This window comes from Acinetobacter sp. FDAARGOS_558 (genome assembly GCF_003937785.1).
Taxonomy (GTDB): Bacteria; Pseudomonadota; Gammaproteobacteria; order Pseudomonadales; family Moraxellaceae; genus Acinetobacter; species Acinetobacter baumannii.
In genome coordinates, this window is record NZ_RKJH01000001.1 from 1845868 (window position 1) to 1861587 (window position 15720).

Below are 15720 nucleotides of genomic sequence, written 5' to 3' on the forward strand. Positions count from 1 at the left end.
ATCCTGACTATCCACCTTTAGGCATAGTTTAATTATTCTTCATGCTTTCTTTTGTTGTGTTATGTAACTATCTGATTCAACATCATTAAAATTCATGACATTTGTCTCCATAAATCATGTGTAGCTTATGGGAGTTTATTGTTATCTGTTCTGCTCAAAATACTGCTATAATGATTGGTTTGACCCGTTTTGGGTCATTTTATTATTTAACTAGATCGATCTGTTAGGAGCCTGCATGACGGTTCAAACCTTCATTCCCAATGGTGCCAAAGCTGCCTCAGAAAACACTGTTACCCAGCCAACGCACACCACTGACGTTTCAATAAAGAAACTATATATTGAAACTCAAGGGTGTCAGATGAATGAGTATGACAGTCACCGTATGGCAGACCTTTTGGGGGATTCTCATGGTTATGTGTTAACGAACAACCCTAATGAAGCAGACATTCTGCTCATGAATACTTGCTCTATTCGTGAAAAAGCACAAGAGAAAGTATTTAGTGAATTAGGTCGTTGGCGCAAATTAAAAGAACAAAATCCTGATCTTGTTATTGGTGTGGGTGGATGTGTTGCTTCTCAAGAGGGTGACAATATTCAAAAACGTGCACCTTATGTCGACATGATTTTTGGTCCACAAACCTTACACCGTTTACCGCAAATGCTTGATCAACATCACGCACAAGTGGAAAAGCCGAAAAAAGAAAAAATTAAGCTCGTTGATATTTCATTCCCTGATATTGAAAAATTCGACTTCTTACCTGAACCACGCGTAGAAGGTTTCAAAGCATTCGTTTCTATTATGGAAGGTTGCTCTAAATACTGCTCTTTCTGTGTTGTTCCATACACTCGTGGTGAAGAAGTTTCACGTCCACTTGATGATGTTCTTGCAGAAATCGCAGGCCTTGCTGAAAAAGGTGTCCGTGAAATCAGCTTGCTTGGTCAAAATGTGAACGGATATCGTGGCGAAACATTCGAAGGTGGCATTTGTACCTTCCCTGAATTGTTACGACTCGTTGCAGAAATTCCAGGTATTGGCCGTTTACGTTATACAACTTCACATCCACTTGAGTTCTCTGATGAACTTATTCAGTGTTATGAAGATTTACCTCAAATGGTTTCACACTTACATTTGCCAGTACAAAGTGGATCTAACGATGTACTCAAAGCAATGAAGCGAAATCACACGATTGATGTATACATCGATAAGATTGCCAAGTTACGCAAAATACGCCCTGATATGCATTTATCGAGCGATTTTATCATTGGTTTCCCTGGTGAAACGGATGAAAATTTTGCAGAAACATTGCAATTTATCAAAGACTTAGACTTTGATCATTCTTATAGCTTTGTTTACTCAAAACGCCCAGGTACACCAGCATCTGACTTACCAGATACAACCCCTGAACACGTTAAAAAAGAACGTTTAGCACAAGTTCAACAAGTCATTAAGCAATCTAGTATTGAAAAAACTGACGCAATGCTTGGCAAAATTGAACGTGTACTTATTGAAAAAGTATCTGATCAAGACCCTAATATTTTAGTAGGTACAGCAGACAATACACGTTTAGTGACTTTTGTAGGCGATGCATCGTGGGTTGGTCGTTTTGCAGAGATTGAGATTACTGAAATTAAAACTTTAAATTTAGTTTACGGTGAACTCTTGAATCTTGAGCCTGACGTGGCGTAATGTAGAGGTATTCTAAAGTCTACTGAAAGGTTTTCTCTTGACTGCAGCGATTCGACGTACCGTAACATTTCCTGAAATTTCAATGGAACGTTTAAAGAGCATCTTGGGTGCCTATAATGGGCACCTTAAGCAAATTGAACAGCGTTTAGATGTCAAAATTACTCATCGTGGAGATGTTTTTTACATAGATGGTGAGATAGATGCTGTTGGGAGAGCCGAAGCGTTATTGCAACGACTCTACGAAGAAACAGAGGCGTCCCAACAAATCAGTGCTGACCTGTTACACCTCTTGATTCAATCTTCGCAAACTGAACGAAACTTCGAACTAGTTGGCGAAGAAATGGATGAGCATGATGCGCCAATGGATGTCTATTTCCAGACTCGAAAAGGTCGCATTAATCCACGTGGTGCCAATCAAAAACGCTATGTACAACGTATTTTACAAAGCGATATTTCTTTTGGTGTAGGCCCTGCTGGTACAGGTAAAACTTATTTAGCAGTTGCTGCCGCAGTGGACATGTTAGAACGTAATGAAATCCAGCGAATTTTACTTGTCCGCCCTGCGGTAGAGGCAGGAGAAAAGCTCGGTTTCTTACCTGGTGATTTAACCCAGAAAATCGACCCATATCTACGTCCTCTTTACGATGCCCTCTACGAAATGCTGGGCTTCGAAAAAGTCGCCAAGTTAATCGAACGTCAAGTGATTGAAGTTGCACCACTTGCTTATATGCGTGGTCGTACTCTTAACCATTCATTTGTGATTTTGGATGAAGCTCAAAACACTACACCAGAACAAATGAAAATGTTCTTGACCCGTTTAGGTTTTGGCTCTCGTGCAGTGATTACAGGTGACATTACCCAAGTAGATTTACCTCGAGGCCAACAATCTGGTTTGGCACACGCTCTTCGCGTACTTGAGAACATTAAAGAAATTCATATTACCCGTTTCCATTCCCGCGATGTAGTACGCCATCAACTTGTTCAAAAAATTGTTGAAGCTTATGAGGGTTGGGATGGTGAACAACAGCGTCTTAATGCTGAAGCACGTGCCGAACGTAAAGCACGCCAAGAAGCATTAATTGCTGAAAACGATACAGCAGCAGACTTGCAACATCAGGATGCTTAAGGATTCATTTTGAAAATCAGTTTAAGTTTACAACAAGACTTTCAATCTCCTGAGTTAGAGCTCAAACGAGCTCAACTCAAAAAAATTATTGAGACAACTTTACGCCACGTTGGCTATAAAGAAGATTGCGAAATTGGTATCGCATGTGTTGATTTGGAAGAAAGCCATCAACTTAACTTGCAATATCGAGAGAAAGATAAGCCAACTAACGTTCTATCGTTTCCAAGTGATATTCCAGAAGAAGTTTTACCAATGCTCGACGCATTACCGTTGGGTGATTTAGTAATTTGTATTCCAGTGGTATTACAAGAGGCTTTTGAACAAAAGAAAACTGCACAAAATCATTTTGCGCATCTTTTAGTTCATGGGGTCCTACATTTACTTGGTTATGACCATGAAACAAGTGATGAAGATGCTGAAGAAATGGAAGGTTTAGAGATCGAAATCTTAGCTAAACTCAATATTGCTAACCCGTATCAGGAATAATCAAATTCCCTCACACGATTAAGAACGCAGTCAGCTTCTTAATACATTTTAAAAATGTGGATATCCTAAAAGTTATCCACATTTTTTCATTAATGAACTTCAAATTCAGCTTCAGCTGGATCAAAACGCCATGTACGAATAATACGAAGCTCCGAAATATCTTTCATATTTGCATCAAAACGGCCAAACGGCGCTCCACGCCGTACCGATGCCTTTGCTGCTTCATCTAGAACTGGATGACCTGAGCTTTCAAGCAAACGAATTGCACGAATTCCCCCTTGAGCATTCAAAATTACCATAAGGCGAACTTCACCTTTTAACTGTTGCTGTTTCGCTTCTTCTGGATAATAACGGTTGCCATAAAGCTCTACTTTTTCACGAAATTTATCTAGATAAGCTGCCGACGCATCTTTCTTGGCTTGAATACCATCTACTGTTTTTATTTTTTGTTGGCGACTAAAATCTTGCTGACGTTGTAAATACTGAGCTTCAAGACTCGCTACCATGGCAGCTTTTGCCTGAAACTGACTTTGTAATTGTTCAAGTGCTTTTTTTCTTTGGCTCTCCTCTGCTTGTTTCTGCCAACTCAATACAGTCATGAGTACTTTTTCTTCAAATTTAAGTTCTCTTTGTTGCTGCACTTTTTCTAAAGTTTCTAGCTGAGCTTCTCCTGTTGAAGCATCACTTGGCATAGGCGCTGGAGAGTTACTCGACATCCGATGAGCTTCCCGAAAAGCCCCTGAACCTTGTTGATCGGCTTGAGCTAAGAAGTCTGCATGCTTGATCACATCTTCAGTAGGACGAATCGATATTGCAATTTCTTTAGTCGATTGTTCTGACGGCGCAGGCATCGCAAAATGGATGAGCAACACAAAAATATGCAGTAAGATTGCGAGTATTATCGCGACAATAAAGATTCGGTCTTGCCACCAATAATAAAAAGGCTCTATGGATAGACTTCTTTTTTTCAACATAATCTTAAAAGCATATAGATGCCTTTTCCCCACGGTATTACCGAATAAAACATAAACTGATATTCAAATATGGATAAAAGTGTGATTCACTTCAAATATTGATATTTATCCATTTTCATTTTGTCAAAATGTATCAATTAAATTTGTTACACTGCAATATCAAAACCTGTTTTTTATCATAATAAAGATTGTGTGGATTCTTTAGTAAATCATCTTCTGGAAGTTCTTTTATGCAAACGCTATTTTCCTCATTAGTCAAACGTCTTCATAAAGTCTACCGAAAAGCTGAAGCCTTCATTGAGGAAGAAAGAGATTTTACATTATCGCAAACTTTTCTAAATGCGACCTTAGAACGCTACGTGACTAATAATGTCGAGTTTTTAGATGATCTACATGCAGATCTTTATCATGACTGGTTAAGACTCTATGCCACAATGCATGTTAAAGGTTTAGAGACCACTTTGTCGGTCGACTTAAAACTTATCCAGATGGAATTTAATAAAGAACAACAACTTATTGTTTTTGAGCAAATTAGTAACACGCAAATTGTAGAAGCTAAATATAAAAATTTCTGGCAAAAAATTGCTGTAAAAGCGGCTATTTTTTACTATCACAAAATTCTAAAAAAAGATCCATTAGGCATGATTCTGGAGCGATTTGATGTAGCCCAAGAAAAAGATGACCTGATCTTCTTAGACCTTAACCGTTGGTTTGCTAAAAAGGCCAGTATTATTGAAACTTTAGGCAAGGTTCATATCAACTATGCACGAGTACGTGAAGCAGAATTAGTTGTCTTTGGTAATGTTAATCTCGCTGCTTTACTTTCCCGTGATCAAGATGATGATTTTGAAGATGAACTTGGAGACACTGAAATTACGCCAATACAGCAAAAAGATGCATAACAACGGTATGAACTAAAGAAATTCACTGTTAAAAAACACAAAGAGATTACATATTTAGCATAAATCCTGATTTTTTCTCCATGATCAACAGGCATAATATGCAAAAGTCATAGATGCATCAGCACTGACCTATCAGTCTGTACAAGGATATTTACTTATGGCAACAAAATTTCTGAAATCATTCAGCATCGCAACTGGTATTTCGACAACTTTGCTTATTGCAGGTTTCTCTAGCCATGCACTTGCCATGAGCCCATTTCAGGCAAATTATCAGTTTACCTACAATAATAAAGGTATGGGTTCAGCGACACGTGCATTGAGTCAACAAGGCAATAATTGGACTTATCAATTCACAGCAAAAGCAGGTGGAATCGCTTCTGCAAGTGAAACAAGTAAATTTAGTTTTGCAAACGGTAAAATTGGTTCACAAAGCTTTAGTCGTACCAGTAAAATTTTGATCCATAACAACACAATGAGTATTAATTTTAATCCTGGCAATAAGACTATTAGCACGAAAAAAGACGATAAAGCGCGCTCATTCGCTTGGCAAGCAGGTGTACTTGATGAGCTGAATGCAGAATTACAGATTCGTGAAGATTTAAAAAATGGTTCACTTAAATCGTCTTACCCTCTAGCCGATGCAAAAGAAGTTGAAAATCGTCGTTTTGTTAAACAAGGCAACGAGAAAATTAAGACCTCTTATGGCACATTCGATACCGTGAAAGTTGTTTTACAACATAAGAAACCTGAGCGCAGCACAATTTTCTGGCTAGCACCGAAATTAGATTACCTTCCAGTCAAGGTAAGTCATATTGATGGAAAAACATCTTATGGTTTGTTATTAACAAGTTATACAGGTAAAACGAATTAAAGCTTGCATTTTTTCGGATGCTTTTTAAAATACGCATTTGCTTTAAAAAGCATCCGTCTAGAGGATTCTCCCGTGCACGCACTAGAACAGAAAATCTTAACAGAAGGTATCGTTCTATCTGATCAAGTGTTGAAAGTCGACGCTTTCTTAAATCACCAAATTGACCCTGTACTCATGCAGCAGATTGGTAAAGAATTTGCCGCTCGCTTTAAAGATGCAGGGATTACCAAGATTATTACCATTGAAGCTTCAGGTATTGCGCCAGCAATCATGGCAGGTTTAGAACTTGGTGTACCTGTGATTTTTGCTCGCAAATATCAATCGCTTACTTTAAAAGACGATTTATACCGCGCTAAAGTGTTTAGTTTCACTAAACAGACAGAAAGTACCATTGCCATTTCAAATAAGCACATCAACTCAAGCGACAAAGCCTTAGTGATTGATGACTTCTTAGCAAATGGTCAAGCTGCGCTTGGTTTGATTGACTTAATTCATCAAGCAAATGCAGAAGTTGTAGGTGTGGGTATTGTGATTGAAAAATCATTCCAACCAGGCCGTGATTTATTACTTGAAAAAGGTTACCGCGTTGAGTCATTAGCGCGCGTTCAATCACTTGCTGATGGCACAGTAACTTTTGTAAAAGAATAAAATAGTTTAAATAAAAAAGAGCGGAAACCCGCTCTTTTTTATTGCCATAAATTTAAGAATGAAGTTTTTTTACGATTTCGCCTAAGCGCTTCCCTTGTGCTTCACATAAAATTTTTTCATCTTGGCTTAAACTTTGATCATGTCTTGGACCACTCACGTGGCTTGCGCCATAGGGAGTCCCACCTGTTTTAGTATTCGACAAAGCCGGAATAGAGTTTGGTAATCCTAAAATCATCATACCGTGATGAAATAATGGAGGTAACATTGTTAATAACGTACTTTCTTGCCCACCATGCATTGAACCAGAAGAAGTAAAAACGCATGCTGGCTTATTATGTAAAGCACCATTTAACCAAAGGCTTGTAGTCTGATCCCAAAAATATTTCATTTCGCTTGCCATATTACCAAAGCGAGTTGGAGACCCTAGCGCTAAGCCTGCACAATTGGCCAGTTCCTCTAAAGTACAATAAATATCACCTTCTTCAGGAATGCTTGGCTCAGCTTCTGTTACTACTGTTGCAATATTAGGTACTGTGCGAATTTTTACATTCATACCTGCCGATTCAACACCATTCGCAATAAGGTGCGCCATTTCTTTAGTTGAACCATATTTACTGTAATAAAGCACAAGAATGTAAGGTTGCATCGGTTTCACGAATTTTGTTAAAAAGAACACTATACGGTATTTTTTGTTTTTTTGGCGTAGCCAATTTTATGAAATTCTAGAGGTGATTGATTTTTAAGGGCACAGTAACAAATATCGGTAAAAGCTTTTTACTACCTTTTGTTACGATGATACATACAGAACTTTCAGAATACTTTTTTATTCTTTAGGTTAAAGTTTACCCACATCAACGATAGTGTTCTCAACCGAATACACTGGTGAATATCAATCACCCACATCATGATTAAAAAAATCGGGATAGATGACGCATGTTAGAACGTTTTTTGAAGAAGCTTCCTTTTTATAACAAGACCTGGTTTCAATTTATTTTATTCGTAATTAAGCGTTTTGAAGCGGATCGTTGCCGTGAACAAGCCGGCTCCCTCACCTATACGACACTTTTTGCCGTTGTACCTATGTTAACGGTATTTTTAGTTATTATTTCTTCAATTAAGGCATTGGAACCTGCCAGACAACAGTTACAGCACTTAATCTACAGTAATTTTTTGCCTAAAAGTACGATTGCTTTTGATAAAGCTCTTAATGCTTTTACCGAAAAGTCCAGTAATTTAACTGTAATTGGTGTGCTATTCCTCTTTGTCACAACAGTTTTAATGCTTACTTCAATTGAAACCGTTTTTAACCGAATATGGCGAGTAAAAGAAACCCGTAGCGGTATTGTAGGCTTTATGCGTTACTGGACCATTATTTCACTTGGTCCAATTATTTTAGGCAGTGCATTTGTTATTTCATCAACTGTTGCTTCCATGAATTTATTGAGCAATAACTTCACAGGTTATCAACTTGATGGCGCATTTTTACTCTGGCTTATTTCTTTTGTTCTCACAATTTTAGGTTTTTTTATTTTATATTGGACTATTCCCAACCGCACAGTTCCCCTATATGCAGCAGCAATTGCTGCATGCTTAAGTGCTGCATTATTTGAGACACTCAAAAATTTATTTAGCTTTGTTATGTCAAATTTCACCAGTTATGAAATCATATATGGTGCGTTTGCAGCAGTACCTATTTTCCTATTATGGGTCTTCTTATCTTGGAATATTGTATTGCTTGGTGTCGAGGTAAGTTTTGCTCTTACCGCTTTTCATTCAGGCAAAGAGCAAAAAAGACATCCGGTTTTAATGCTACTCGACATTTTGGAATTGTTCTATAAAAAGCAAAAACTTGGTGAAAGCGTAAGTGATAAAGAAGCATTAGAAATTTTAGGTCGTGGTGAAGTTGGTCGTTGGCCTGCTTATGTTCTCTTACTAGAAGAGCAAAATCTAGTTAAACGTACCGATAAAGATGAATATGTTTTGGTCCGCAATTTATCTCAAGTCGACTTTTGGAGCTTCTTCACTGCACTGCCTTATCCATTACCTTTACGTCAGGATGTATCAAATGTTCATGATGATGACGAATGGATGGAAAAAATTGGTCCAGCTTTAGTAGAGTCTAATGATTATTTAGCTGCAAAGCTCTCTATTCCACTTTCAACAATTTTTGAAGAGAAATAATATTCAACTAAAGTCAGGGCTTAGCTGCTTTTAGCTTTGCCCTGCTTTAGACTCATGATGACAATTCCTGACAACACGAAAATACTTCCAAAAATAAATTTAATTTCTAGTTTTTCCTCTAATAATAAAATACTAAATAACACACCAAATAACGGGGTTAAAAAAGAAAATACCCCTAATCGTGATGCAAGATAATTTCTTAATAACCAAAACCATAATAGTAAACTTGCAAAAGATACGATTAAAGTTTGAAAGCTTAAGCTTAAGATCGTTAAAGTGGTGAAATGAATTGTTGTTTGATTTGTTAAAAAAGCAATTAATAAGAGTAGAACAAAACAGCCAAATAGTTGATAAAACAATGTTTGAGTTGCCGGCGCTTGAGCTAAAGGAGATAAACGAACAATAATTGTACTGAGTGCCCATGCAAGCCCAGCCATAAGTGCATATAAATCGCCTAACAAAACTTGTGCTAGAGCTGGCGCATTTGTAGCTGTGGTTGTTGGGTAAAATGTAAGAATGATCCCCATAAAAGCCAGAACAATACCACCCCATTGCACTCGATTCAGACGTTCAGTAGGAAATTTCCAATGAAGCCCTAATGCAACAAAAATTGGAGCGGTATACAGTAAAACTACTGTATGAGAGGTAGAGGTAAACTTTAAGGCTTGGGTGACGAAATAAAATTCTAATGAAAAAAATAAAGCAACAAGAGCGCCAGCTTTGCATTGTCTATAAGAAAATAGATGAATCGAATGATCTCGCCACAATAAAGGTAAAACTAGAACAGCAGATAAGCCGGAACGTAAAGCAATTTGCATAATCGGCGAAATATCTGGTGCTGCTATTTTCAGAACCACCTGTTGCAGCCCTAAGACCATACATAAAAGCACCATTAAAGCCGAAGCTCTAGTATCCAGATTTTTGCGCTCTTCCATTTAGCACCTTCAACAGATCATCCAGCTTTAGCAAAAATTCTAAATGATTTACACCAATGCCCTGCCGATAACAGCACCTTGCAAGAATTAGCTGAACGAATAAATATGACTGAAAGAACGTTGGCACGTTACAGTCAAAAAGAGTTGGGAATGTCTTTACATGAATGGAGGCAACGATTAAAAGTAATGAAAGCAATGACCATGCTTAATCAAGGAAAAACCATAGAAAGTATCGCTTTTGATTTGGGCTATGCCAGCGCATCGGCATTTATTTATATGTTTAAGCGTTGGATGGGTTTTACCCCAGACCAGTTCCGAAAGCTCTATCAATAAATTAATTTTGAGTATAATAAAAAACCCTATTATCCGTTTAATAATAGGGTTTAAAGTTTAATAACTTAAATAAAATTATGCTTTAACAAATGTTTCCCAAACAAAATCTTGAGTAGCACCTTTCAAAGTCATTTTTAGCTGATCGCCAGCATTTAATGGCCCTACACCTGCGGGTGTACCCGTCATAATGATATCGCCTGGCTCAAGTGAGAACACCTGATTAATATCTACTAAAAGATAAGCAATATTAAACATGAGCAAAGCAGTATTACCGTCTTGACGTAATTCATCATTAATATGGAAAGTAAATCTAGTCTCTTCCCAGTTCGTGATTTCACTTACATCTACCCAGTCTGCAAGCACACACGAACCATCAAAAGCCTTTGCTCTTTCCCAAGGTTGGCCTTTATCTTTTAACTCATTTTGTAAGTCACGTAATGTTAAATCCAACCCTAAAGTCACTGCACCAATAGCCTGCAATACTTTTTGCGGATCAGTTTCTCCTTTTAGTGGCTGATCAATGCGTAAAACAAATTCACATTCGAAATGACAACTACCCCATGCAGGATTCCATGAAATGCCTTCATCTAAACCAATCAAACTACTTGGTGGTTTGATAAATAACACCGGACGTCCTGGCATTGCATTGTTCAGTTCTTTTACATGATCAGCATAACTTCTGCCCACACAAACGATTTTTGAAGGACGTGTTTTCATGAAGCTTCCTTTATTGTTGCGGCTAATAATTCCAATAACTTATTTCTTAAATGTATTTTCAAATATAGTTTGATCTGAAGCCTGAGCAAATGCACGTTTCGGTACAATGATGACCGTTTTATTTTTAAGCTCAAGCATATAAGTCAGCTTGCCTTTAGCAAAAGTCTGCACTTCACTATACTGTACAGCTTGTTTACGCCCAGCAGCATAGAGCTCAAAATAATCTTGATATAAATCGATTCCTTGCTCGCTCTTACCAAATTGATAACGTACAAATTGACGTTTAAACATCATAGGTAAAAGCCAATAGCGCATTAGACCTTGCATAACCAAGAAGAAAACACCTAAAGCAACATAGTAGCGGCCAACACCTGAAAAGCCTAAATATAAGCCCCAAATAATAATTGCAATACTAATAACAGGTGTCAAAAACCGTGTGAATTGCTTCTTTCCGAATGTCACCAAGCCAAATCCGTCTTGAGACTCTTCTAAATTTAAATAATAACGTAAAGATAAAGCGCTTTTTTGCTCGGTCATCACAATGTATCAATATTGAATAAATCGAAACTATTAGAGCATATTCATCTACGCTTTAAAATGAATCAAAAGTGATTTTTTATTTTTGCTTTAACTGTAAAGCTTTTATTAGTACAAGCTACTTATGCGTTTCATATATAGAACGTAGATTCATATTTATAAGGCTTATTTCATATTTTTAAATTTATAGAATGCTTCTATTGTCTCTTTTCGTGGAATTCGTCATGTCTTTCTTTGCAAAACTATTTGGCTTCAAACAAAAAACAACAGCTCAAGAAGATGTGGCTTTGAAAGCTGCTCAAGAGCTAGAACCTTCAAATGAAACCTCTTTTATAGAACTCATTAAAAACCGCCGCTCTATTTATGCAATTGGCAATAACTTAAGCCAATCAAATGATGAGATTGAAAAGTTAATTCAAGAAGCAATAAGACACAGCCCTTCAGCTTTTAACTCTCAATCATCTCGCGCTGTGATCTTATTTGGACAATCACATCATAAATTCTGGAATACAGTTCTAGAAGTTTTAAAAACCATTATCCCAGCTGAAGCGGTATCTGGAACAGAACAAAAAATTCAAAGCTTTGCAGCAGGCGCAGGTACAGTTCTGTTTTATGAAGACCAGAGCGTTATTAAAAGCTTACAAGAGCAATTTGAACTTTATGCCGATAATTTTCCGATCTGGTCAGAACATTCAACAGCCATTGCTCAATTTGCAGTTTGGAATGTATTAGCTGAACAAAATATTGGTGCTTCATTGCAACACTACAATCCAATTATTGATGAGAAAATTAATACCTCATTTAATATTCCAGCAGAATGGAAACTAAGAGCTCAGCTAGTTTTTGGTTCTATTGAAGGCGCAGCAGGCGAAAAAGCTTTTATTGATGATGAAAGCCGCTTCAAAACATTCGGCTAATAAATAGGTTCGAATTTAGATTTTTTAAAGCTGGTTATCACAAGTACCAGCTTTCTTTATTAAAAAATTATAAAAAACAGGCACAAAAAAACCGCTATATATAGCGGTTAATTCTTCAAGTGGTGCGCTCAGAGAGATTCGAACTCCCGACCCCTTAGTTCGTAGCCAAGTGCTCTATCCAGCTGAGCTATGAGCGCGTACTTGATGGAGGGCATTATACGCAGTTTTTTCATTTTAGAAAGACATTTTTCATCTTTTTGTCATCAAGCGTCTAGTTCTTAGCCATAATGAAATATTTAAGTAGATTAGCTTCAAAAAAGTCGAGATGATTGCCTATAAAATGTATTTGAAATATTTTTTTTCAATTAAAGTTCTCTATTTCTCGTATCTAATTTGGGCATTTTGGCCAAATTGGCAGAAACAAAAGTCTAGTTTTTTAGTCAGGATTATATAAATAAAATATTTCTACTTATGCAAAAGTCTTTTTATAAATAAAATTAGTTAGCTTTAATATTCATAAAAAATAATAAAAAAATAAAGAAAAAATGTATTCATCTATAAAGAATATATTATAAAAAAAATTATTATTTTTATGTCTAAATCTCAAGAATAACTAATTGTCAAAATATTATAAGTATCAATTTATTTGAGTAGAAATATGCATTGACACTTTTTGAGATCTACACAATACTAATTTTTAATTATTGCGATACATATCTCAATAATTGCGTAACGCAATATATAAATACTTACTTAAAAATACATAAATACACAGGAAATAGACCACCATGTTCTTACTGAAAAATCTCGTCTCTTCAATATCAAAAGTTACTCAGGACCTGGGTAATATTGTATCGATAACCCCTGTAGTAAACACAGGTTCCTCTGTTAATGTAAATGTTTCTGATATCAACATTGCTAATGTTTCAACAACAGGCTTACTTTCTAATGTGATTTCAACTGTAACCGATACAGTTTCACATACAACCACAGACTTAGTTTCTAATGTAGTTGGTACCGTAACAGGTACTGTAGGGTCTACAAACCCAATTGATACTGTAACCAATATTATTGGCGGCGTAACGGGTGGCGTTACAGGCAACCCTCTTGAAGTTGTTACTGACATTATCGGCGGAGTAACGGGTGGTGTTGTCGGCGGAACTTCTCCACTCTCTCCAGTAATCGATGTTGTTCAAGGCGGCATTGATATTCTTCAAGGCGTTGAAAGCTTAAAAACTGAAATTATTAATACAGGCATTGAAACTGTAGCTGATGCAGTTATTGGTGTATTACCTCAAGCTGAGCATCCAGTTTCTGAAATTGCAGACCTTGGCACATTAACTTTTGAAACTTCTCGTGACACAGTCAATGGTGCTCTTGAAGTTGTTTCTGATTTAGTCGGTGGTGATATTCAAGGCGCTACTGAATCAGCGACCGGTATTCTCGATACGCTTATTACAAATGGCACAACTGCTACAGGTATTGTCACTGGTGTGGTTGGAAGTGTTACTGATGTTATTGGTGGCGTAACTGGTGGTGTTGATGGCAACCCACTTGAAGTGATTACAGATATTATCGGTGGTGTAACTGGCGGTGTTGATGGCAACCCACTTGAAGTGATTACAGATATTATTGGCGGTGTAACTGGTGGTGTTGGTGGTGATAACCCTCTTGGCGTAGTAACTGATATTATCGGCGGCATAACCGGTGGCATTATTGGTGGCGGTACATCTCCTATTTCTCCAGTTATTGATGTTGTTCAAGGCGGTATCGATATTCTTCAAGGTGTTGAAAGTCTAAAAACTGAAATTATTAACACGGGTATTGATACAGTAGCCGACACTATTATTGGTGTATTACCTCAAGCTGAGCATCCAGTTTCTGAAATTGCAGACCTTGGCACATTAACTTTCGAAACGTCTCGTGACACGGTCAACGGCGCTCTTGAAGTTGTTTCTGATTTAGTCGGTGGTGATATTCAAGGCGCTACTGAAAATGCAACCGGTATTTTAGGAACACTTATTCAGAATGGTTCAACAGCGACTGGTATTGTGACTGATATCCTTGGTGGCGTGACAGGTACTATCGGCGGCGTAACTGGCGGTATCGGCGGTGATAACCCTCTTGGCGTAGTAACTGATATTATTGGTGGTGTTACTGGCGGTATCGGTGGTGATAATCCTCTTGGTGTAGTGACTGACATTATCGGTGGTGTTACTGGCGGTATTGGCGGTGACAATCCTCTTGGTGTAGTAACTGACATTATCGGCGGTGTTACTGGCGGTATCGGCGGTGACAATCCTCTTGGCGTAGTAACTGATATTATCGGTGGTGTTACTGGTGGTATCGGCGGTGACAATCCTCTTGGCGTAGTAACTGATATTATTGGTGGTGTAACTGGCGGTGTTGATGGCAACCCACTTGAAGTGATTACAGATATTATCGGCGGTGTTACTGGCGGTATCGGTGGTGACAATCCGCTTGGTGTAGTAACTGACATTATCGGCGGCGTAACCGGTGGCATTATTGGTGGCGGTACATCTCCTATTTCTCCAGTAATCGATGTTGTTCAAGGCGGCATCGATATTCTTCAAGGCGTTGAAAGCCTGAAAACTGAAATTATTAACACTGGTATTGATACAGTAGCCGACACTATTATTGGTGTATTACCTCAAGCAGAACATCCAGTTTCTGAAATTGCAGACCTTGGCACATTAACTTTCGAAACGTCTCGTGACACAGTCAATGGTGCTCTTGAAGTTGTTTCTGATTTAGTCGGCGGTGATATTCAAGGCGCTACTGAATCGGCTACCGGTATTCTCGATACGCTTATTACAAATGGTACAACTGCAACTGGTTTAGTAACTGAAATCATTGGTGGAGTAACAGGAACTATTGGTGGCGTAACTGGCGGAGATAGCCCACTAGGATTAGTAACTGATTTACTTGGTGGTTTAACTGGTAGCGTAGGCGGCGACAGTCCGCTTGGTGTAGTCACTGACCTTCTCGGCGGTTTAACTGGTAGCGTAGGTGGCGACAGTCCGCTTGGCGTAGTCACTGATCTGCTCGGCGGTTTAACTGGTAGCGTAGGTGGCGACAGTCCGCTTGGCGTAGTCACTGATCTGCTCGGCGGTTTAACTGGTGGTGTTACTGGCGGTACAGACAACCCTATCGGTATCGTAACGGATATCGTTGGAAGCTTAACGGGTGGTGTTACTGGTGAAGGCAGTTTAGATGTTATTTCTAATTTGCTAGGCGGATTAACTGGTGGTAGCTTGCTCGGTGGTGTAACTTCTACAGTATCTAGCGTAACAAATACAACACATACGATCGTACCGACATCATTACTTACTGATAACTTCCTAGAAAACTCATTCAATACTGTTTAATAATTACAAAGAAAGCC

Annotated in this window: 14 protein-coding genes, 1 tRNA gene and 1 pseudogene; 10 read left to right on the plus strand and 6 right to left on the minus strand. The window is 38.0% G+C overall.

The window, feature by feature from the left end:
• Positions 1 to 235 precede the first annotated feature (235 nt).
• The 3 genes from miaB to ybeY are packed head-to-tail and all read left to right on the plus strand — an operon-like array spanning position 236 to position 3299.
• Positions 236 to 1687 carry a tRNA (N6-isopentenyl adenosine(37)-C2)-methylthiotransferase MiaB gene (gene miaB / locus EGT34_RS08845; RefSeq protein WP_000218141.1) on the plus strand — a complete coding sequence of 484 codons (1452 nt, stop codon included), beginning with the start codon at positions 236 to 238 and terminating at the stop codon, positions 1685 to 1687.
• A gap of 37 nt (positions 1688 to 1724) precedes the next feature.
• On the plus strand, positions 1725 to 2813 hold the full coding sequence (locus tag EGT34_RS08850) for a PhoH family protein (RefSeq protein ID WP_000122983.1): 1089 nt from the start codon (positions 1725 to 1727) through the stop codon (positions 2811 to 2813).
• A gap of 9 nt (positions 2814 to 2822) precedes the next feature.
• The gene (gene ybeY, locus EGT34_RS08855; RefSeq protein WP_000703570.1) at positions 2823 to 3299 is read left to right on the plus strand and encodes an rRNA maturation RNase YbeY; all 477 of its coding nucleotides are present in this window, start codon (positions 2823 to 2825) and stop codon (positions 3297 to 3299) included.
• A gap of 89 nt (positions 3300 to 3388) precedes the next feature.
• Here ybeY and EGT34_RS08860 read toward each other — a convergent pair whose 3' ends face one another.
• Entirely contained in the window at positions 3389 to 4273 is an 885-nt protein-coding gene (locus tag EGT34_RS08860; RefSeq protein ID WP_024437247.1) for an energy transducer TonB, read from the minus strand.
• Positions 4274 to 4503: 230 nt separating this feature from the next.
• Between EGT34_RS08860 and EGT34_RS08865 the strand changes: the two genes are divergently transcribed.
• The 3 genes from EGT34_RS08865 (at position 4504) to EGT34_RS08875 (ending at position 6694) form a co-directional block, all read left to right on the plus strand.
• Positions 4504 to 5175, plus strand: a complete 672-nt coding sequence (locus tag EGT34_RS08865) for a hypothetical protein (RefSeq protein ID WP_001193959.1) — start codon at positions 4504 to 4506, stop codon at positions 5173 to 5175.
• A 157-nt stretch (positions 5176 to 5332) separates the two neighbouring features.
• Positions 5333 to 6046 (plus strand): DUF3108 domain-containing protein, encoded by a 714-nt coding sequence (locus EGT34_RS08870; protein ID WP_000201544.1) that lies wholly within the window; start codon positions 5333 to 5335, stop codon positions 6044 to 6046.
• Between the two features lie 72 nt (positions 6047 to 6118).
• The gene (locus tag EGT34_RS08875) at positions 6119 to 6694 is read left to right on the plus strand and encodes a xanthine phosphoribosyltransferase (RefSeq protein ID WP_000543071.1); all 576 of its coding nucleotides are present in this window, start codon (positions 6119 to 6121) and stop codon (positions 6692 to 6694) included.
• A 52-nt stretch (positions 6695 to 6746) separates the two neighbouring features.
• Here the strand turns inward: EGT34_RS08875 and wrbA are convergent, their stop codons facing one another.
• The gene (gene wrbA / locus EGT34_RS08880; RefSeq protein WP_001183347.1) at positions 6747 to 7340 is read right to left on the minus strand and encodes an NAD(P)H:quinone oxidoreductase; all 594 of its coding nucleotides are present in this window, start codon (positions 7338 to 7340) and stop codon (positions 6747 to 6749) included.
• A gap of 287 nt (positions 7341 to 7627) precedes the next feature.
• On the opposite strand from wrbA, the gene EGT34_RS08885 reads away from it, so the two are divergent.
• Positions 7628 to 8875 (plus strand): YihY family inner membrane protein, encoded by a 1248-nt coding sequence (locus EGT34_RS08885; RefSeq protein ID WP_000893466.1) that lies wholly within the window; start codon positions 7628 to 7630, stop codon positions 8873 to 8875.
• A 20-nt stretch (positions 8876 to 8895) separates the two neighbouring features.
• Here EGT34_RS08885 and EGT34_RS08890 read toward each other — a convergent pair whose 3' ends face one another.
• The gene (locus tag EGT34_RS08890; protein WP_000392681.1) at positions 8896 to 9810 is read right to left on the minus strand and encodes a DMT family transporter; all 915 of its coding nucleotides are present in this window, start codon (positions 9808 to 9810) and stop codon (positions 8896 to 8898) included.
• Positions 9811 to 9816: 6 nt separating this feature from the next.
• On the opposite strand from EGT34_RS08890, the pseudogene EGT34_RS08895 reads away from it, so the two are divergent.
• Positions 9817 to 10143: pseudogene (locus EGT34_RS08895) on the plus strand (helix-turn-helix domain-containing protein); the annotation flags it as partial.
• A gap of 75 nt (positions 10144 to 10218) precedes the next feature.
• Here EGT34_RS08895 and EGT34_RS08900 read toward each other — a convergent pair.
• A complete protein-coding gene (locus EGT34_RS08900) occupies positions 10219 to 10860 on the minus strand; it encodes a fumarylacetoacetate hydrolase family protein (protein ID WP_000857683.1) in 642 nt (213 codons plus the stop codon).
• A gap of 39 nt (positions 10861 to 10899) precedes the next feature.
• Positions 10900 to 11397: a YcxB family protein gene (locus tag EGT34_RS08905; protein ID WP_000139385.1), complete on the minus strand. Its 498-nt coding sequence runs from the start codon at positions 11395 to 11397 to the stop codon at positions 10900 to 10902.
• Between the two features lie 224 nt (positions 11398 to 11621).
• Between EGT34_RS08905 and EGT34_RS08910 the strand changes: the two genes are divergently transcribed.
• On the plus strand, positions 11622 to 12314 hold the full coding sequence (locus tag EGT34_RS08910; RefSeq protein ID WP_000007414.1) for a nitroreductase family protein: 693 nt from the start codon (positions 11622 to 11624) through the stop codon (positions 12312 to 12314).
• Between the two features lie 120 nt (positions 12315 to 12434).
• On the opposite strand, the gene EGT34_RS08915 is transcribed toward EGT34_RS08910, so the two are convergent.
• Positions 12435 to 12511 (minus strand) — tRNA-Arg (locus EGT34_RS08915).
• 591 nt (positions 12512 to 13102) lie between these two features.
• Here EGT34_RS08915 and EGT34_RS08920 point away from each other — a divergent pair.
• A complete protein-coding gene (locus tag EGT34_RS08920) occupies positions 13103 to 15703 on the plus strand; it encodes a beta strand repeat-containing protein (RefSeq protein ID WP_024437245.1) in 2601 nt (866 codons plus the stop codon).
• The last annotated feature ends 17 nt before the right edge of the window (positions 15704 to 15720 follow it).